The organism is Cupriavidus sp. C1SS-2L, assembly GCF_057073735.1.
In genome coordinates this window covers 919,816-939,568 of sequence record NZ_CP172709.1, presented here as the reverse complement: position 1 = coordinate 939,568, position 19,753 = coordinate 919,816, and the positions used below count along the sequence as shown (strand labels likewise).

The window sequence follows — 19,753 nt, the reverse complement described above, 5'->3', positions numbered from 1 at the left end:
TGCCTATGCGGCAGCAAGCCGTGTGTCACCGAAAGCGGAGAGTAATCCTTCCACGGTCTTGTCGTAGCAGCACTCCAGCACGTCAAGGCTCTGCGTGCACGGGTCGGCGCGGCGGCGTGCGACCGCACGCGCCAGCCGGAACTGCAGGACCTTGGCTTCGGCCGCAATGGTGGCGGCAGACTCCGCGGCGCGGGCCGCGAGCGGGTTGCCGCGGCCCTGCTCGTCGAGCCATCGCAGCCAGTGATGCAACATCTCGAAATTCGCGCCAAGCTGACGTGGGAGGTTGAAGGTGTAGAGGTGGAAATAGGCGTCGTCGCGCGCCAGCAGCGTGTCCATGTGCGCGTCGAATTCCCTTCGCCACAAGGTGACCGGATTGATGGCGGGCAGCCTGTCCAGATGCTGGCGCATCAGCGCAACGGACGCGTCCGCCATGGCCGGCATGGTGAGGGCGGGGCGCACGCGCTTTGCACATTCGGCGTATGGGAACAGGATGTTCCCATTGCCGCTCAGTTCGCGCGACAACCTCATCAGGCCGCGATAGTCTTCGTCGTGCGCGCTGTGGTAACCGAGGCTGTGGAAGTACGAAAGCCGTTGCGCGTGAGGATCGATGTTATCGATCGCCACCGTGGTTTTCACGTGCTCGCGCTTGTAAGCGGTCGCGTGTGTATCGGGCAGATAGTAGCTGTCGACCTCGACGAGCACCGTATGGCCGCGTTCGACCTGTGTCACCACGTGGGCCTGCAGCGTGTCATAGACCGCCATCTCCTGCACCACGGTGCCGTACAGCGTTTCCAGGTCGGCTTGCGGGTATTTGAAGAAGGTGAAGTGGTCGCCTTCGAAATCTTGCGCGACGGTGAACGGCAGCGCGGCGCGCGGGTCGAGTCCCCAGGCGTGCAGCAGTTCGATCCAGAGGTCGATATAGCAATTGGTTTCCTGCCAGGTGGCGTCGGGGCCGTGCAGGGGGTGGGGTTGAACGGAGGTTCGCGTGGTGGCGTCGAGTCCGCCACCGCCTTCGCTGGGTACGGTCGTTGATTTCATCATGTCCTCGGCACGCTTCAATGCCCTTCAATGCCCCTGCTGTCACACTAGCAATCCGTTCGAAGGCTTTCGGTGCGCTCTCCCACAGACTGCAAGCCCTGTGCGAGTAGCATCAGAGCATGACTGTCGGCGGCATCGTGGCCTGCCGGCTCGACTGGAATGCGAGATCGCCATGAAGCGCATTTTTGATGTTGTTCTGTCGTCACTGGGTCTTTTGCTGCTTGCCGTTCCGCTGGCCATCCTGTTCTGCGCGATCCGCCGCAAGCTCGGCAGCCCGGTCTTTTTCCGGCAGGTGCGGCCGGGTATACACGGCAAGCCCTTTCAGATTCTCAAGTTTCGGACCATGACGAATGCCCGGGGTGCGGATGGGGAACTGTTGCCGGACCCGGACCGCCTGACAAGCTTCGGGGCATTCCTGCGCGCGACCAGTCTCGATGAGCTGCCGGAACTGTGGAATGTCCTGAAAGGTGAGATGAGCCTGGTTGGTCCTCGTCCGCTGCTGATGGAGTATTTGCCGCTGTATTCGCAGGAACAGGCGCGCCGCCATGACGTTCGGCCCGGAATCACGGGGCTGGCGCAAGTCAGCGGCCGCAACGCGATCAGTTGGGAAGAGAAGTTCAGGCTGGATGTCTGGTACGTCGACCATGCTTCCGTGTGGCTGGATATTGTGATTCTTTGGCGAACAGTCAGAAAGGTGCTGGCGCGCGATGGCATTAGTGCGGTGGGAGAATTCTCGGCGCCACGTTTCCGGGGCAGCAATCCGAGCGCTCACAATGCCGATATTGCGTGAACTAAGGGCACGATTCAGCATTGCGCAGGAGTGAACGACAACAACAAGCTGGAGCAATAGTGCATATTCCCTGGTTTCTTGTCGCGCGGTTTGGCGAGGCCTCATTCCTGTTTCCACTCGCGGCTCTTGTTGCAGTTCGTCTTGCATACCAAGGTTTGTGGAAGCAGGCTTTCTATTGGCTCTTCACGCTCTGCGCCGGCTCGGCCGTGATCGTCGCAGGAAAGCTGGCTTTTGAGTTCGGCGGATGGTCCGTCCCTGCTGCCAACCTTTACAGCATCAGCGGACACGCCATGCTGACCGCCTGCGTTTATCCCGTGTTGTTGACAGTACTTGGATCTATCTGGGGCGAAAGAGCGGCTCGCACTGGAACGAGGATCGGCATTGGCGTGGCGGTGCTCGCAGCCCTTGCACTGATTGCGGGCCACTATCACACGGTGGCAGAAACGCTGATTGGCATGGGAGTCGGATTCATTGTGACATGGGCAAATCTGCGTCCTTCCCGCAGGAAGGTTGCGGCTGTGCGGGCGCCCGCACTGAATAGCCTTGTGCTGGGCCTGCTTCTGGTCGTGCTGGTCCCCGTATCGTTTTACCCGATCCGCATTCAACTGTGGTCGCGGGGATTGGACTGGCTTGGCGTCACCGAGCGGTATTCGCGCAGGATCGGTATTGATCCGATCTCCGGTGCAACCGTCGTCACCATTAGTGTCCAGTGGCGTCTACGTTCCTAGCAGCGCCTGACGCAGATGCCAGTATCGCGGGACAGGTGGCAGTCCTATTCGTCCCGAAGACGGCGTGATGCAATCTGGTAAGCCCCCGACGTGACGAACTGCCGGTCCTTGACGTTGGATGACACGCCCGTGTGAGAGTCCACCGTGCATTCGGCGCCGATCTTGACGCCGGGATACAGGGTCGCGCGGGTACCCAAGAAGCAGCCGGGTCCGACGGAGGAATTGCCATTCAGCACGACATGAGGGGAAAGCACCGAGCAGGGACCGACAGAAGCCCCATGCCCGATTCCGCAGAACGCGTTGGCTACCACGCCGTCCTCCACCGTCGCATCGCGGCTCACGACGGTAAACGGGAAGATCAACGCGGCCATGCCCAGACGGGAAGATGTTGAAACCAAAGCCGTGGCATGGACATATGACGGCATCATGACGCGTTGTTGCAATAGCCAGCGGAATACGTCTTGACGTGCTGCGGGTGAACCAATTGCGACCATGACGCCTTGCTGTGGCGCGGCAACGAACTGCCGGATCGGGCCGAGGTTGGGCCGGTTCACGCCATCCGGCACCTTGCCAGGCGTGTCGTCAATAAAGCCGACCACCGGCGGTCCGCCATCCAGGGCTTCCCTGTCCAGGTAATCAAAGAGCTCCAGGCCCAGGCCGCCGGCCCCGGCTATCACAATGGAGGCCACTGAGGTTGCAGTGATGAGTGGCATGGCGACCTCGCCTTCGTCAGTCACCGGGGCCCTGGGAGGGCTCCGGCGGGGGACCTATACAAAATCTTCGTTCTGCCTATTCCACCAGGCACACGACGACCGCATCACGCGCGCTTTGAATTCACGCTTCCATATTCGCCAGGGTAACGATACTTGCCAAAGTAGTAGTGTGCCCGGTACCAGCGTCCTTCGACGATCAGTCCATTGAAGATGACGCCCTTTATCTCTGCGCCTGCTTGCTGGATCTCCCGTCGCGATGCGATCAGCTCGCTGATCGTGGTGCTTTCCGCGCGGACGACCATGAACACAGCACCTGCCTTGCTGGCCAGGATACCGGCGTCGGAGGCCGCCAGTACAGGCGGCGTATCGATCAAGATCAGGTCATAGCGTGACTTGAGTTCCTCCAGTAGCGGGTCCATGCCTGGACCTGACAGCAGGTCGGCTGCACGCGGTGGTTCGGTACCCGTAGGGATGAAGTCGAGTCCGGGTGCCACCTGGCGCCGAATCACGCGATCCAGCGGCGCACCCATCAGCAGTTCGCTCAGGCCGGGGCTGCGCTTGTCGTTGAAGCGGCGATGCAGTTCCCCGCGGCGCAGATCTGCGTCAATAAGCAATACACGATGCCCGGAGGCCGCAATGGCGGCGAAGTTCGAACAGACGAACGACTTCCCCACCCCCGGCGCCGGCCCGACAAAGACCACCACCTTGTTGTTCTTGCCAGTGATGGCGAACTGCAGTGCGGTCCGGAAGCTGCGCAGACTTTCGGTGACAGGGTCATCGGGGTGCTCGCTGGCGAGCAGTCCCGGGGGATTACTATCGGCGGGATCGAGCCGCGACTGCTGTTCGCTAAACGGGATAGTGGAGTACACAATCATCCCGGTCTTCTCTTCGATTTCTTCCGCATCGGCCACGCCACCATTCAGCAGCTGACGCAAGATGACCAGCGAGAGTCCGGCTATCAGACCAGCTACGACCGAAAGAATGCTGATCATCTTGCGATTGGGCCGCACAGGCTTTACCGGGACCTCCGCAGGGTCGACCAGGCGAGCGGTCCCGACCTTGCTGGCCTTCATCAGCCGCAACTGCTGGACATCATTGAGCATGGATTGCAGCATTTCCGTTTTGACTTTGACATCGCGCATCAGGCGCAGCACTTTCTGTTCATCGTCCGGAAGCTTTTGGATGCGACCGGAAAGGCTATTGAGGTCGCCGGTCAGGCCGGCTATCTGGCTGTCGATCAGGCCAATTGCAGGGTGGCCTGGCGTGAAGCGCGATGCCAGGTCCTGCCGTCGTTGCCTGAGCTCCTGCAGTTTCGTATGGATTTGCACCTGTTGCGCCAGGAGTAGCTTGGATTCTTCATTCAGGTCCACGGTCCCGCGCTGGTTGCGCATGGCGTTGTACCGTGTCTCCGCGGTCTCCACCTGTTGCCGGAGTTCCGGCAACTGCTGTTCCAGGAATGCCAAGGATTTCTCGGCTTCCGCTGCCTTGCGTCGAACGTTCTGATCAACGTAGGCGCTGCCAATTTCATTCAGGATCTCGGCGATCGTATCCGGGGACTCGCCTTCGAGGGAGATCCCGATGACCCCGCTTTGCTTTCCTCGTTCGGCAATGGTCAGCCGCACCTGCAGTTGCGCAATCGCATCGCTGCGCGAGAGCCGCCGCAGCGTGAAGGCCCCACCTGCCTTGCTGTCCAGTCCGCTGACAAGAAGCGTCACAGGGCCCGCGGCAGTGGAAATCGACAGTGGCTCTCCCACTGTGCCCGTTGCGGTTGCGTTGTCGCTGGAAAAGCTGACCCGGTACTGGTGGTCTCCCAGGGCGGTCAGCAAGATCTTGCGGCCCTCCATGTTTGCCGGCACGTCCAGTTGCCGGACGGTGATCGATTCATTGCCCCAGGCAAAGCCACCCCAGCCGAACAGGCCCGGCGTCGACAGTTCGGGATTGAAGCGGGCAATGACGTTGCCCACCAACGGGAAGTAGCGAGGTTTCGCCTCGATGTAAAGCTGCAGGACGTCGACCGCTTTGCCAACGACCATACGGGAACGCAACAGCTCGACTTCAGCACTGGCCGTGGGCTTCAGGTCCAGCATTGGCGAAATCCCGGCATTGAGCTTGCCGTTATTGGTGTTGGCGTTGCCATTCGACTCTTCCACCTGAACCATCACGTCGCTGTGGTAGATCGGGCGCGCAAGAAACGCGTAGAGAACCCCGACACTTACCACCAGAGCCACCGTAATCAGGAACGTCCAGCGAAAGCGCACCAGGACGTCAAGATAAGCTGTAACGTCCATCGATGTGCCGTTGATGTCCCGGCCGCCGGACGCTTCATCGTGCATATCGACCGTTCTCATGGTGGATCTCCATCGGTTTAGCGGCAGTCGAATCCGCCTCTAATTGCGTTAGCCATGTCTCGATACCGTGCTTGATCAACTCGAGCACGATACTGAACATGCTGGCGGAACAGCCGTACGGATCCGGTACGTCCGCGTACACAAACTCGCAGATTCGATATGTCTTTCCCTGGGCGTGCGGGAAGAGCAACTCCAGCTTCCGGCGCTGCTCGGCATCCATCACTAGAATCAGGTCGGCGGTGTCCACCATGGTCGCATCGACGGCACGTGCGCGGTGGGTGCCCAGGTCGCACCCCTCACTCGCGAGAAGCCTGACCGCACGAGGGTCAGCTTTGGCTCCGACCGGCGGGGCGAGTCCCGCGGAAGCGACGTTGCAGTCGGGCAGGGCGCGCCTGAACAGGCATGCGGCCATGGGGCTACGACAGACATTGCCGGTGCAGATGATAAGGATTGACCGGATCATGGCGATGCACTTGGCTATTTGACAACGCTGGCTGCGCCGACCACTGGCTGCGTGATGGGAAGAAGCAGATTGATCACCCGGCTCCACCGCACAAGGTCACGCGCGTCGACATAGACGACATCCTTGGGCTCGAGCTCAAAGCCTTCGGCGATAGCAAGCGCAACCGGCGAGTTTCCGTCAAGGTGGTACACCTTTGGTTCCCCGTCGGCCATCTTGCGGATCACAAAAATCTGCTCAGCGTTGGCAGAGCCGGGGTTGACACCGCCAGCGTCCCCCAATGCCTCGTTCAGGGTCATACGGCCATTTCGCATCAGCAGCGAGGTAGGGCGCACCACTTCCCCGGTGACGAAGATCTTGTTGTCTTCCCGTTGTTCTACGCGAACAATGTCGCCGGACCGAAGGAGGATGTGCGCGGGATCAACGCCCTTGGCCAGCAGTGCCGGGATGTTGACAAACCAGCTTTGCTCCCCCCGGGTAACACGCACACGGCTGTTATCACCGGTTTGGTTCAGTACGCCCCCGGCGCGGTTGAGTGCCTCGACCAGTGTCATGGGCGCATCGTCGATAGCCTGCATGCCGGGAGTCTTTACCTCGCCGTCGACATACACACGCTGGCTGCGAAATCCCAGCACCCGGACGGTCATCTGGGGATCCCTCACTACGCGCGAGAGAACGCGAGCCATACGGTCTCTGACTTCACCTGCTGTCAGGCCTGCCACATGCATCACGCCAGCGTAGGGAAACTGGATGTCACCTTGTGCGCTGACAACGTACCCAGGCATATTGGACCCACCGCTGGATTGCGGGACCTCGAACGCTGCGGCAATGCTGTACGTTTGCGTAGGAAAGACCATTTCTGGGTGGTCCCACACCACCACCGAAAGGATGTCGCCAGCGCCGATCCGATAGGGCTCGGGCTTTGCGAACAATTGCTCCACGTTTTCATTCACCACCTTTGGCTTGGTCTTCAGTTCGCGCACCAAATCCAGCGTGATCGGAGTCACGTTCGGCACGGCGTCGGGCCCGATCGCTGAAACTTTCGCCTTAGAATCAAAGTACATGCCGGGTGACGCCGCGCATGCACCCAACAACATGACCACGACAATCGCGGCTAACTTCGACGCGGTGGCATGGCAGTGCCTCACCAGGCCCAGCCCGCCTGATTCCTTTCCTTCAGGGATCGGTCTCATAGCAGTCTCCTTCTTGAGTACGGCCGGGCATCGCGCCCAGTGCATGCCCGCCTTTGCATCGTAGGAAGGCTTCGACCATGCTTCGGTGCGTTCTCGCACACTGCCCGAGCGCGACCGACCCTGTGGCAGCAGGCTTGCGCTGGTGCGATGGCTGTTGCAGCCAAGCATCAATTCATCCACTTTCTCTATGGACCGAAGGAATGCATCAAGAAGGACCGATGCGTTCGGCAACCCACCCACCGGTATTGAAGGACGGCGGCTTCGAACGGTAACCTGCGGAGAACAAGAGCCTCAGGTCGAACTACAGGCCGAGCCAAAGGACTCACGCCACGCACCATGCCCTGTCTATGAAATACAGCACTTTTGCAGCCAATCTCGGGAATCGGGACTTCTCGGCTCAATTGGAAGTGGAAGCCAGCACGGTCCGGGTTCTGGTTTTGTCGAAGTACGGGCGGCTTGGTGCATCTTCGCGTCTGCGAGGCCTGCAGTTTCGCCCCTGGCTGGAGCAAGCCGGCTTGTCGCTGACCGTGCAGCCACTGCTTTCCGACGCGTTGCTAGGTCAGCGCTATACCGGAGGGGGCTACGGGTTGGCGCCACTTTTCCATGCTTACGCACGGCGCGTGCTTGCGCTGGTCCGGCGACGGGACTTTGATCTCATCTGGATCGAAAAGGAAGCGCTGCCGTGGTTGCCGGCCTGGCTTGAGCGCGGACTGCTAAAGGGCGTGCCTTACGTTCTCGACTACGATGACGCGCAATTCCATGTTTACGATCTTCATCATTCGGCGCTTGTTCGATTTTGGTTCGGTCGTCGCCTGGATGCATTGATGGCCGGAGCGCGCTTGGTCACAGCCGGAAACGAATATCTTGCGGAGCGCGCAAGGCGCGCAGGCGCGAGCTGGGTCGAGACCGTTCCGACTGTCGTTGACCTGAATCGCTACGGTGTCCACCGTCGGTTAAGCGAGGATCCGGCTGCACCATTGCGCATTGTCTGGATCGGTTCCCCCTCTACGGTAGGATATTTGTCTACGCTGGGAGCGGCGTTGGCTTCGCTGAGCGCACGCCATGAATTCATGCTTCGCGTCATAGGCGGCAGCGTCACGATCTCCGGTGTGCGCGTGGAATGCCTGCCGTGGACGGAAGATACAGAGGCGCAATGTATCGCGGAGTGTGATGTAGGAATCATGCCTCTCCTTGATTCCCCGTGGGAACGGGGAAAGTGCGGGTACAAGCTGATCCAGTACATGGCATGCGGGCTGCCGGTGATCGCGTCTCCGGTCGGTGTCAACAACGAGATCGTGCGGGACAACGTCAATGGTTTTCTTGCACGAGACGAAGATGAGTGGATTTCGAAGCTATCGCAGTTGCTGGATAACGGAGACCTTCGGCGCACCATGGGCACCGCGGGACGTGGACTCGTCGAAAGCCTATATTGCGTGCAGACGGTAATCCCGAAAATTGCGAACATGTTCTCGCAGGCCGCAACATCGGGAAGATGATGTTCTCATATATCGCGTTATTCGGTCCCTGTGATCCAGCGATGACTCCGGCGGAGGGGCGCATTGAAGCGCCGCGCCTTCATCATTTCATGAACTGAGGGCACACGGGTCAGGCCAAACGCCTTAACCCGCGACGCCGTCTGCGCTCAGCCGAATCCCATCTCACGCAGCATTGCCGCGTTGATCTTGTGAACGTCGTACTTGTGCTCTGCGATCTGCCGTGACCGCTGGCCCATGCGCTCCACCTGTTCCCAGTCCTCAATGAGACGCATCATCGCGTTTTCCAACGCGCTGGCGGACTTGACCGGCACCAGCAGTCCATTGTCGCCATCGACGACCGTCTCGCGGCAACCCGGCGCGTCTGTCGTGATAATGGGACGCCCCATCGCCATGGCTTCCAGCACGGCGCGCGGTGTGCCTTCGCCATAGGATGGCAGGACGAACACGTTGCAGCCGGCAATCGCGGGACGTACATCAGACAGCCGCCCAAGGAAATCGACGGTCCCGTCCGCCACCCACGCGTCCAGTTCATGCTGGGCGATCGCGTCGGGGCTGGTATCGATCCAGCCAACCAGGCCGAAGCGAGCCCCCGAGCGGCGTGCCCGGATTCGCCTGGCAGCTTCTGCATATTCTCGTACGCCCTTGTCGCCGAGCAGCCGGGCGACCAGCAGGAAGCGGGGTCCGTCGTCGGGCAACGGAGCCACCTGGAAGCTGGCGATATCGACGCCGGAGCCATTGACGATACAGGACCGCTTGTGGCGGGCCAGTATTCCCGACCGTCGGAACAATGCCTCGTCGTCGGGATTCTGGAAGAAGGTGATATGGGCCTGCCTGAGCGCCAGCGTGTACAGCCGCAGGACCACGGCGCGCAGGCTGTTCCTGCCCTCTGCATCGCGGAAGGTGTAGCCCAGCCCTGTGATTAGCGCGAAGCGGCGCGGCACGCGCGCAAGCCATCCGGCCAGCATGCCGTAGATCACGGGCTTGATCGTATAGCTCATCATGCAGTCTGGCCGGATGCCGCGCATCAGCCGATACAGCGCGAAGAGCGTGCGAAAGTCGGCGAGCGGGTTCTTTCCGGTACGGTCGAGCGGGAAATGGTGCACGACTACGCCGCGTGCCTCCAGCGCGACGCGCACGGGATGTCCTTCCAGTAGCCCCGGCGCCGCGACATGCATTTCAAGTCCGCTATCCTGCAATGCTTCCATCAGCGGCCCGCGAAACGCGATCAGCGACTCCGCGTAGCTCGCGATCATCAGAAAGCGCATGCCAGCCTCCTATCGGATGTCGGGATATCAGTCAGCGGCGGTGCGGTCCGCTCTGTTGTCTCGTGCCCTAGCCAGGCCTGGAACATGAGCACACACCATAGGGGATGCTGCCAGTTGCGCCGCCCGGACAGATGCTCAGTCCAACGCTGGCGTATGGGTTGCGGATTCAGGAAGCCCTCGCGACGCAGGCGCTCCTCGCTCAGAAGATCGTCGGCCCAGTCGCGCAGCGGACCACGCAGCCATGCGTCGATCGGGACGCCAAATCCCATCTTCGGCCGCTCGATCAGCTCGCGTGGCACATAGCGGTCAAGCACGCGCCTGAGTACCCATTTGGTCGTGTGCCCGGCGTCCTCCTGCCGGATCTTGTAGGCCAGCGGCAGCCGCCAGGCGAACTCCACCACGCGGTGATCGAGGAAGGGGATGCGAGTTTCAAGGCTTCGCGCCATGGCCGCGCGGTCGACCTTCGTGAGGATGTCGTCGGGCAGGTAGGTCAGCAGATCGGCCGCCATCATGCGTTCCACGTCGCCGAGCATCGCCAGCGCCCTTGCAACGGGCTCAGGCAAGGTTGCCGGCTCCGCCCCGCCCATGACGATTGCATCCGGACATTGCCACTGGGAGACCATGCCGCGATAGAGTTCATCCACGGTGTGCGCGGCCATGACGCCCGCGCCCTTGTGGACCTTCTCCCCCACATGGGACCAGCGCGATGCCATTGGCAGCAGCGCTGCGACGCGATTGATCTGGTGCGGAGAAAGACGGGTCAGCCCCCAGGCCGCCGCGGCGCGCACCGGACCGGGGATGCGGGCAAGCCGGCCCCAAAGCTCTGCCGTGATCTGGTAGCGGTTATATCCACCGAACAACTCGTCTCCCGCGTCGCCGGAGAGGGACACCGTCACGTGCTGCCTGGCCAGTCCGCTAACAAGCAGCGTGGGGATTTGCGAAGAGTCGGAGAATGGCTCGTCGTAGATCTCCGGCAATCGCGGAATCACCGCCATGGCATGCTCGGGGGACACATACAGCTCGGTGTGGCTGGTGCCGAGGTGGCGGGCGACGGCCTTGGCGTGTGCGGCCTCGTTGTAGCCGGCGTCGTGGAAGCCGATCGAGAACGTGCGGATCGGCTGTGTGGACTGGGACTGCATCAGTGCGACCACGGTCGACGAATCGATACCACCGGAGAGAAATGCGCCCAGCGGCACGTCAGCCATCATCTGGCGGGCGACAGCATCTCGCAACAGCGCATCGAGGCTGTCGACGGCTTCTTCGGGACCGCCCGTGAAAGGGTCCTGCTTACCTTGCAGCGCTGCCGCGGACCCCGACCAGTAGGCACGCAAAACAGGCTCGCGCGCCAGCATCGACACGGTCAGCAAGTGCGCAGGTGGAAGCTTGGCGATGCCTTGGTAGATCGAATGCCCGCCACCGACATTGTTGTAGCGCATGTACAAGGTGAGGGCGTTGCGGTCGATGCTGCCGTCGAATGCCGGGTGAGGGCGCAGTGCCTTGAGCTCTGATCCGAATAGAAAGGCACGCGCCTGGCCTGAGCCCTGCCAGCCATAGTAGAGCGGCTTCTCACCCAGCCGGTCACGCGCCAGCGTCAGGGAATGCGTTTGCCGGTCCCACACGGCAAAGGCAAACATCCCGATGGTTCGCCGAACCGTGGCATCGGCTCCCCATGCGTCGATGCCGGCAAGCAGCGTTTCGGTGTCGGAGTGCCCTCGCCAACGCGGCGCGGCCCCTGCGCTTTCGAGTTCGGCGCGTATTTCGGGATGGTTGTAAATTTCGCCATTGAACACAATGACGTAGCGGCCGCTCGCCGAAATCATCGGCTGTCGACCGGCCGGGGACAGATCGACAATTGCGAGGCGCCGGTGCGCAAAGCCGAAAGGCGCGCCGGGCTCGCACCAAAGGTCGCCATGGTCCGGACCCCGGTGAAGGATCCGCTGTCCCATACGGGTCAGCAAGATCGCACGATCTTCCAGGGAACCCGGTATACCGCCAAGAAATCCTGCAAATCCACACATCGCGCTCTTCCGTTTTGTCTTCGGTGCTGCTCAGGCGTCCTGCGTCCGGTGCAACTGCACATACCAGTGCATTGCCTCGGCCAGCCCGTCACCGATGCGGTGGGTGGGCTGATATCCGAGCAACCGTTGTGCCTTGCCGATATCAGCCTGGCTGTGGCGGACGTCGCCCGCACGGAAGGCCCGATAGGTCGGCTGCGTGTCCGCGGGGATGCCATAAGGACGAAGCCCGTCGCGCAGAAGCTGGAACAGGGTACTCAGCGTGGTGCGGTCACCGACGGCGACGTTGTAGATCTGGCTTTCCGCGTCTCCGCTGCAGCTGAGAGCGGCAAGCAGGTTGGCCTGCACAGCATTCGCCACGTAACAGAAGTCGCGGCTCGTTTCGCCGTCGCCATTGATGTAGACGGTCTCGCGCCGCAGCAACGCGGAAATCCACCGCGGAATCACGGCTGCGTATGCCCCGTTCGGATCCTGGCGTGGACCGAATACATTGAAGTAGCGTAGTCCGATGGCACGCAAACTGTAGCAGCGCCTGAAGACGTCGGCATACAACTCGTTCGCGTATTTCGTGACCGCGTAGGGGCTCAATGGCTTGCCGATCCTGTCTTCGGTCTTGGGCAGGCCGGGGTGATCGCCGTAGGTGCTGCTGCTCGCCGCGTAAACGAAAGCGCGTACCTCGGCGTCGCGCGCAGCGACCAGCATATTCAGGAAGCCACTGATGTTGACGCTGTGGGTCGCGATGGGGTCCTCCAGGCTGCGTGGCACGGAGCCCAGCGCGGCCTGGTGCAGCACGAAATCGACCGGATGGCTGCTCGCGCCGTGCGTTCCTTCGCGCTCCCCGGAGCAAAAGCGCATGGCGCTCCGGCACTGTTCAAGGTCCCGGATGTCGCCTTCGATGAATTGAAAGTTCTCCCACTGCGCGGGAGATACCAGCGCCTGCACTTCATGCAGGTTGCGGCGGTGGCCGGTCAAGAAGTTGTCCAGGCCGACCACGCGCTGGTTCAGGCGCAGCAAGGTCTCCAGCAAATTGCTGCCGATGAATCCGGCCACTCCTGTGACCAGCCACGTGCACGGATTGGCAACCAGACTGGTCCTCAGATTCGCGTAGGTGATGGATTCCATGTGAGCTCTTCGTGGCGGTGCGCTTCTAGAGGCGGGCGTCGACATCGTTCCTCGGCAAAATGCCCTTTACGTCGAACAGCACGGCGTGCGATTTGCCAAAGGCCCTGATCGCCCGCACCCCCATCGTGACGAACTGATGATGGGGCACGGCCAGTACGATGGCGTCGTATTGATCATGGCGCGGAAGTTCACGCAGGCATGCGAGCCCATACTCCGCTTCGGCTTCCTCCACATCGATCCAGGGGTCGTAGACGTCAATCGTGGCGTTGTAGCCGCGCAGTGTGGTCACGATATCGACTGCCTTCGTATTTCGAACGTCGGGGCAGTTTTCCTTGAATGTGAGACCAAGCATGAGAATGCGGCTGCCCAGCACGGAAATGCCCCGGCGCAGCATCAGTTTCACCAGCTCATCCGCGACATGGATGGCCATTCGGTCGTTGATACGACGGCCCGCCAGGATGACCTGCGGGTGATAGCCCACTTCCTGCGCCTTATGGGTGAGATAGTAGGGATCTACACCTATGCAATGTCCTCCCACCAGCCCCGGCCGGAAAGGCAGGAAGTTCCATTTCGTGCCCGCTGCCTTCAACACCTCCAGCGTGTCAATGCCCAGCCTGTGGAAAAGCAGGCTGAGTTCATTCATCAGCGCGATATTTACGTCGCGCTGGGTATTCTCGATAACCTTTGCGGCCTCCGCTACACGAATGCTGCTGGCGCGATGCGTACCTGCCACAATGATTCTGCGGTACAGCTCGTCGATAGCCACGCTGACCTCGGGCGTGCTGCCACTGGTGACCTTGCGGATGTCCGGCAGCCGGTGTTCCTTGTCTCCCGGATTGATGCGTTCGGGACTGTAACCGCAATAGAAATCCACATTGAACTTCAAGCCGCTGTGCTGTTCGAGAAGCGGTACACAGACTTCTTCTGTAGCGCCGGGATACACCGTCGACTCATAGATGACCACAGCGTCCTGTCCCATGACCCGGCCCACCGTCTCACTGGCGCGAATCAGCGGCGTGAGGTCCGGGCGCTTTGCCCGGTCCACCGGGGTTGGCACCGTGACAATAAATACCTGGCAGTCTTTCAGATCCGCCGGATCGCAGGAGAACTTCAGGGAGCGTGCGCCGCGCAGGTCATCATGGCTTACCTCGAGCGTCGAGTCCTGTCCGCTGCGCAATTCGTCAATGCGTACGGCATTGATGTCGAAGCCTACGACTTGGCGTTGCTTGCCGAACTCCACTGCAAGCGGCAGGCCGACATAGCCCAGTCCGATGATGGCGATCTTTGCGTTGCTGAGGTCCATGACCAAAATCTCCGTGGTGAGTGGGCCTGGCGGCGGCATGGATGTGGGACTTTTAAAGAATTATCGTGGGCATGCGGCGCCCTGTGCGCAGGGCTTCGTGTCTTGGCGTACAAACGCGGAGCGCTTGATGGCGGCTGGGCTTCGCGTGAGTGCGGTGTGCCAGGTCCAGGTCCGGCTGCCGCCAGCGGAACGGTGTCCTTGGCCGCGTGGTGCACGCGGCAAGCGGGACTGGTACTCGTGACTGTCGTCAGGAGCCGCCAGAGATTCCGGAGATCCCGGCTTGCGCGGGCTTCAGATTGAGCACTGGCAATGGCGTCGGCTGCCGGGACTCGTCCGCAACCGCTGTACTGTCACGCGGCGTGTCCAGCGAGCTGTAGGGAGCGTATTCGGGCACCAGGTTTTGCACCGCCAGCTGGATCGCGAGATCATCACGGGATTCACAGGCTGCCAACAGCTTGCCAAGCTTCTCGCGATACTCCGATTCTTCCAGGAAGGGCTCGTGCGAACACATGATGCGTTCGTGCTCGCTTGGCGTCACTTCCCCACCGATCAGCAACTCCTCGTAGAGCTTCTCGCCGGGGCGCAAGCCCACGAATTTGATTTCGATATCGCCAGCGGGATTCTTGCGTGTCTTCTCGACAAGCCCGGACATCTCGATCATGGTGCGGGCAAGATCCGTAATCCTGACCGGCTTGCCCATGTCGAGGACAAAGACCTCTCCGCCCTGGGCCATGGCGCCCGCCTGGATGACCAGCTGTGCCGCTTCGGGAATCAGCATGAAGAAGCGGATGACGTCCGGGTGCGTGATGGTCACCGGGCCGCCGGCGCGGATCTGCTTGCGGAACAGTGGAACCACCGAGCCGGACGAGCCCAGTACGTTGCCGAAGCGAACCATCGAAAACGTGGTGCTCGTATTCGGCCGTGACGCGGCAGCCTGAAACGCCAACTCTGCAATGCGCTTGCTGGCACCCATGATGTTGGTTGGACGTACCGCCTTGTCCGTGGAAATCAAGACGCACGTCTTTACGCCGAAATGATCGGCCATGTTGGCGATCGTTGCGGACCCAAGGACATTGTTGCGTATGCCCTCTGGCATGTTGGCCTCAACCATCGGTACATGCTTGTAGGCCGCGGCGTGATAGACCGAATCGATCCTTTGACCCCGCATGGCGGCCGCCACGGCTTCGACGTCGCAGACAGAGCCGATGCGCGCGACGATCTGCAACTCGGGAAACGTGCGCCGCAGCTCCTGCTCTATGACGTATAGCGCGAATTCGGAATGATCGAACAGTATGAGCTTGCTGGGTTGGCGGCTGGCGATCTGCCGGCACAATTCACTGCCGATGGAACCTCCTGCGCCCGTAACCATCACGACTTTTCTGTGGGTGCATCTTGCAAACAACTCTTCTCGCGGCGGCACGATATCCCTGCCCAGCAAATCCTCGATCTTGATGTCTCGCACCGACTGCATGGTGATCTTGCGGTCGACAAGCTCAAGCAGTGTCGGGAGCGTTCGCACACTGACTGCGTACCGGTGCAGCTTGTCAACGATTTGCTTGCGACGCTTGATGGAGAGAGAGGGAACTGCGAGCACGACCTCGTTGATGCCCAACTGGTTGATCTGGTCCTTCATGTTGTCGCTGAAGTACACAGGGAGGTCGGAGAAGATCTTCTTGTCGAGTGAGATGTCGTCATCGAAGAAGCAGACAGGTCGGTGGCCCGAGCTTGCGCGCATGGCGGTGGCTAGTTGCGCCCCTGCTTCACCAGCACCGAAGATGGCAACCCGCAGGACATCGCGGTCGCCTGTCTGTTTGCGCTGTTGCGCGCGCGTGATGACGGCCCGCGCCAGGAAGCGCGAGATGACGACGTATGAGAACGCGATGAACCAGTAGATGAGGAGGCCGGTCCTGGGAAGGTGGCCGATAGTCACGAGATAAGATAGCGCGTAAGTCAGGGCAACCAGACAAGCCAGGCTTGCACCGGAGACCCACAGGACCCTGAGGTCGAAGTATCGAACGACCATTCGATACAGTCCGCTGTATGAGAACACCGGAATTGTGCAGGCCGAGATGATCAGTGAAGGCAAGAACCCGTACTGGTGGAGTAGTTCTGTATTGCCGGCACGCAGGAACAGCGCCAGCGAAAAGCACACGGGAAGGGCAATCAGGTCCGCGCAGACCATCAGCGCAATCTTTTGACGACGAGGAAGGGACGTTAGCCAGACGGGAGGGTAGATCCTCATTTTCGGGAGCTCTTTTCTACTGGACCTTGAGCGGGGCTTTCAGTCGAACCGCTCGCTTTCGGGTTCCAAAGTGCCCCCGAAGTCCAGTCGCCGTCTTGCAGAGCGCGACAGCTGACTCATCGGTGGCGTCAAGGCGAGTACAGGAACGTTGCGGAAGCAGTCCGCCTGGATCTGCCTTCGTTAGGGACATTATTCATGCGTTGCCTGTCACCAGAAGCGGCTCTGTGTTCGCTGCCGAACGCAGCGTGCCACCGATGAGGCGCAGAATCGGAATCGTTACTTTCCCAGCATCGCTGGCATCAGCCGGGCGTTCTAATTCACTTGGCTAGCTTCATGGAGCCGTCCAACTCTGATTAGATAAGAAACTGAAGTGCTGTGGCTGCCGGAAGCCTTGTCACAGACGAAGAAGCCTCACTGCGGAGCAGGTAGACGCTGCGTTGATAGGAACGATGGAGAGGATCCTATGCTGGACACGCAATTTTCACCCTGGCCGAGTTTCACTGCCGAAGAAGCTGAAGCGGTTGGCCAGGTGCTCTTGTCCAATCGCGTGAATTACTGGACCGGGACAGAGTGTCGTCAGTTTGAATCCGAGTTTGCGGCCTGGTCGGGCGCAAGGTATGCAATTGCCCTGGCCAATGGCACGTTGGCGCTGGACCTTGCGCTCAAGGCCCTTGACATCGGCTTGGGCGATGAAGTCATCGTGACGCCACGGACTTTCATCGCCAGCATATCGTGCGTGGTCAATGCTGGCGCGACTCCGGTGTTTGCCGATGTGGATGAAGACAGCGGGAACATTTGCGCAGCAACGATCGCGCCGGCAATTACCACACGTACCAAAGCCATCCTGTGTGTGCATCTGGCGGGATCGCCCTGCGAGATGGATGAAATCATGGCGCTGGCCCGAGCGCATGGGCTGAAGGTGGTCGAGGATTGCGCTCAGGCCCACGGCGCCCGATACAAGGGGCAATCGGTGGGCACGATCGGTGACATCGGCGCATGGTCCTTCTGTCAAGACAAGATCATGACCACGGGCGGTGAAGGTGGCATGGTGACGACGAACGACAGGGAATTGTGGTCGCGCATGTGGTCATTCAAGGATCATGGCAAGAGCTGGGAGGCCGTCTACGAGCGCGATCACCCGCCCGGGTTCCGCTGGGTCCACGACTCGTTCGGCACGAACTGGCGCATGATGGAAATTCAGGCGGCGATCGGCCGTATTCAGCTTGGCCGGATGCCGCAATGGCATGCGCGACGCACGGATAACGCAGCGATGCTGACGGAGGCTTTGAAGTCATGTTCGGCATTGAGGCTGCCCGAGCATCCCTCCCATATGCAGCACGCCTGGTACAAGTTCTACGCCTTCGTGCGTCCCGAAGCATTACGCGATGGGTGGACAAGGGATCGGATGATTGCGGAAATCCATGCACAGGGCGTTCCGTGCTATGCCGGGAGTTGCTCGGAGGTCTATCTCGAGAAGGCGTTCGAGAGTACCGGATTGAGACCTCGGCACAGGCTGCCTGCTGCCCGGGCGCTTGGCGAAACCAGCCTCATGTTCCTGGTGCATCCCACGCTGACGGAAGCGCAGATGCGCAAGACCGCAGAAGTCGCCTCGCGGGTAGCATCGCAGGCAGTGGCCTGCGGTGCGCCGGTGGACGGGTGATGTGATGGGCGCCGCGATCTGCGTTGCATGCATCGTTGGGTCGCGACCGCGATAGCGGACTGCCATTCCGCGTCCTGCGGCGGTCCGTAGATTAATGTCTGCAATAAGAATCAGGTGAAGCCATGATGGGAAGGGCGAGGTCGGTCTGCTATCGTGAGACTGGAGTCGATCCTTCAGTGCGACGTCCCCCAGTGGGCACTGGCTGCTACAGCCGGTGCGCCGATGCGTGGAAGCGTTCGCACCCGCTCACCGTGTGAGCGCATCATGCCGCTTATCGGGGGGAGAAGATGGTACGAGTCGGTTTCCTGGACACCTCGGCTTCAGAATGGGCGGCTCTGCTCAAGCGGTGCGCGCACGATTGCTACCATTTGCCCGGTTGGATGCGAGCCTCCGAGTTCAGCGACGGGGGCAAGGCCCGCGCTGTCTACGCTACCGACGGCCAGAGCGAACTGCTTGTGCCGATCATTCGCAGGCAGGTAGACGCCGAAGGGTGGGACGCGGTGTCGCCGTACGGATATGGCGGTCCGATCTTCAGCGAAGCTACCTCCAGCGATTTCATCGACGAAGCCTTGCGCGCAATCGTCGGCCGCTTGCGTAAGACGGGTTGCATCTCGTGGTTCATTCGATTGCATCCATTGCTGAATGCCGACTGGCAGAGTTCTGTCGGGGAGATCGTTGAGCAAGGCATGACTGTGTCCATAGACTTGACCAAGACCGAGGAAGAACACTGGCGTGAGACGCGCATCAATCATCGCCGAAACATCGTCAAGGCTGTCAAGGCTGGCGTGACGGTCCATATCGATAGAGATTTTGTTGCACTGCCGACGTTTATCCGCCTCTACAATGAAACGATGCGCCGCTTGGGCGCTGAGCCAAGCTACTTCTTTGACGAACGCTACTACCACGCGCTGGTTGCAGAGGCAGGCGCAAACCTGAGACTCTTCGTGGCGAAAGAGGCTGGGGAAATCATCGGAGCCACGCTGTTTTCGGTGGCGTGGGAAGCCGGAATCATCCAATACCATCTCGTTGGGACAGACCAGCGATACCAGCACCGGTACCCCAGCAAAGTTATTGCGCAAGCGGCACGCAATTGGGGGCGGGATCGAGGCCTCAAGCGCCTACACCTGGGTGGCGGGGTCGGCGGGTCGTCCGCGGACTCTCTGTTCAATTTCAAGCGGGGATTCTCTCCCGACACCCATGTTTTCAAGACTCAGCGAGTGGTTGTCCATCCGGAGCGATATGTGCGGCTATGCGATGGCGATGAGTCCGTGCTGTCTGATTTGAAGGGGTATTTCCCCGCGTATAGACGCGACATCGCAGACGCCCTGGATGACGGCGTCGAAGAAACCCTCGCCGCGAGCGAGGCTTGCTCGCGATAGG

Annotated in this window: 15 protein-coding genes; 5 read left to right on the top strand and 10 right to left on the bottom strand. The window is 60.7% G+C overall.

Going from position 1 to position 19,753, the window contains the following annotated elements; translation table 11 throughout:
- Positions 1-3 precede the first annotated feature (3 nt).
- The gene (locus tag ACIGJG_RS22045; RefSeq protein WP_011301472.1) at positions 4-1,038 is read right to left on the bottom strand and encodes a DUF1839 family protein; all 1,035 of its coding nucleotides are present in this window, start codon (positions 1,036-1,038) and stop codon (positions 4-6) included.
- A gap of 172 nt (positions 1,039-1,210) precedes the next feature.
- On the opposite strand from ACIGJG_RS22045, the gene ACIGJG_RS22040 reads away from it, so the two are divergent.
- Positions 1,211-1,828: a sugar transferase gene (locus tag ACIGJG_RS22040; protein ID WP_483673926.1), complete on the top strand. Its 618-nt coding sequence runs from the start codon at positions 1,211-1,213 to the stop codon at positions 1,826-1,828.
- 59 nt (positions 1,829-1,887) lie between these two features.
- A complete protein-coding gene (locus ACIGJG_RS22035; protein WP_011301474.1) occupies positions 1,888-2,556 on the top strand; it encodes a membrane protein in 669 nt (222 codons plus the stop codon).
- Between the two features lie 44 nt (positions 2,557-2,600).
- On the opposite strand, the gene ACIGJG_RS22030 is transcribed toward ACIGJG_RS22035, so the two are convergent.
- The 4 genes from ACIGJG_RS22030 to ACIGJG_RS22015 form a co-directional block, all read right to left on the bottom strand.
- Complete coding sequence (locus tag ACIGJG_RS22030) at positions 2,601-3,269, bottom strand: acetyltransferase (RefSeq protein WP_011301475.1); 669 nt, start codon at positions 3,267-3,269, stop codon at positions 2,601-2,603.
- Positions 3,270-3,373: 104 nt separating this feature from the next.
- The gene (locus tag ACIGJG_RS22025; protein WP_011301476.1) at positions 3,374-5,617 is read right to left on the bottom strand and encodes a polysaccharide biosynthesis tyrosine autokinase; all 2,244 of its coding nucleotides are present in this window, start codon (positions 5,615-5,617) and stop codon (positions 3,374-3,376) included.
- Positions 5,592-6,080 carry a low molecular weight protein-tyrosine-phosphatase gene (locus tag ACIGJG_RS22020; protein ID WP_011301477.1) on the bottom strand — a complete coding sequence of 163 codons (489 nt, stop codon included), beginning with the start codon at positions 6,078-6,080 and terminating at the stop codon, positions 5,592-5,594. Before ACIGJG_RS22020 ends, ACIGJG_RS22025 begins: the two co-directional genes overlap by 26 nt.
- 14 nt (positions 6,081-6,094) lie before the next feature.
- Complete coding sequence (locus ACIGJG_RS22015) at positions 6,095-7,174, bottom strand: polysaccharide biosynthesis/export family protein (protein WP_041680630.1); 1,080 nt, start codon at positions 7,172-7,174, stop codon at positions 6,095-6,097.
- A 443-nt stretch (positions 7,175-7,617) separates the two neighbouring features.
- Between ACIGJG_RS22015 and ACIGJG_RS22010 the strand changes: the two genes are divergently transcribed.
- Positions 7,618-8,766, top strand: coding sequence for a glycosyltransferase family 4 protein (locus ACIGJG_RS22010; protein WP_483673925.1), 1,149 nt, complete (start codon positions 7,618-7,620; stop codon positions 8,764-8,766).
- Between the two features lie 146 nt (positions 8,767-8,912).
- On the opposite strand, the gene ACIGJG_RS22005 is transcribed toward ACIGJG_RS22010, so the two are convergent.
- From ACIGJG_RS22005 to ACIGJG_RS21985, 5 genes are all read right to left on the bottom strand, one after another.
- Positions 8,913-10,031 carry a glycosyltransferase family 4 protein gene (locus ACIGJG_RS22005; protein ID WP_483673924.1) on the bottom strand — a complete coding sequence of 373 codons (1,119 nt, stop codon included), beginning with the start codon at positions 10,029-10,031 and terminating at the stop codon, positions 8,913-8,915.
- A complete protein-coding gene (gene asnB, locus ACIGJG_RS22000) occupies positions 10,019-12,049 on the bottom strand; it encodes an asparagine synthase (glutamine-hydrolyzing) (RefSeq protein WP_140950102.1) in 2,031 nt (676 codons plus the stop codon). The genes ACIGJG_RS22005 and asnB overlap by 13 nt, the downstream gene beginning before the upstream one ends.
- A 30-nt stretch (positions 12,050-12,079) precedes the next feature.
- Positions 12,080-13,168, bottom strand: coding sequence for an NAD-dependent epimerase/dehydratase family protein (locus ACIGJG_RS21995; protein WP_140950112.1), 1,089 nt, complete (start codon positions 13,166-13,168; stop codon positions 12,080-12,082).
- Between the two features lie 25 nt (positions 13,169-13,193).
- Positions 13,194-14,471, bottom strand: a complete 1,278-nt coding sequence (tviB, locus tag ACIGJG_RS21990; protein ID WP_140950101.1) for a Vi polysaccharide biosynthesis UDP-N-acetylglucosamine C-6 dehydrogenase TviB — start codon at positions 14,469-14,471, stop codon at positions 13,194-13,196.
- A gap of 247 nt (positions 14,472-14,718) precedes the next feature.
- Positions 14,719-16,713 carry a polysaccharide biosynthesis protein gene (locus tag ACIGJG_RS21985; RefSeq protein WP_140950100.1) on the bottom strand — a complete coding sequence of 665 codons (1,995 nt, stop codon included), beginning with the start codon at positions 16,711-16,713 and terminating at the stop codon, positions 14,719-14,721.
- Between the two features lie 463 nt (positions 16,714-17,176).
- Between ACIGJG_RS21985 and ACIGJG_RS21980 the strand changes: the two genes are divergently transcribed.
- Both ACIGJG_RS21980 and ACIGJG_RS21975 read left to right on the top strand, forming a co-directional pair.
- Positions 17,177-18,373: a DegT/DnrJ/EryC1/StrS family aminotransferase gene (locus tag ACIGJG_RS21980; protein WP_140950099.1), complete on the top strand. Its 1,197-nt coding sequence runs from the start codon at positions 17,177-17,179 to the stop codon at positions 18,371-18,373.
- 287 nt (positions 18,374-18,660) lie between these two features.
- Positions 18,661-19,752 carry a GNAT family N-acetyltransferase gene (locus tag ACIGJG_RS21975; protein ID WP_011301486.1) on the top strand — a complete coding sequence of 364 codons (1,092 nt, stop codon included), beginning with the start codon at positions 18,661-18,663 and terminating at the stop codon, positions 19,750-19,752.
- Position 19,753: the final 1 nt, after the last annotated feature.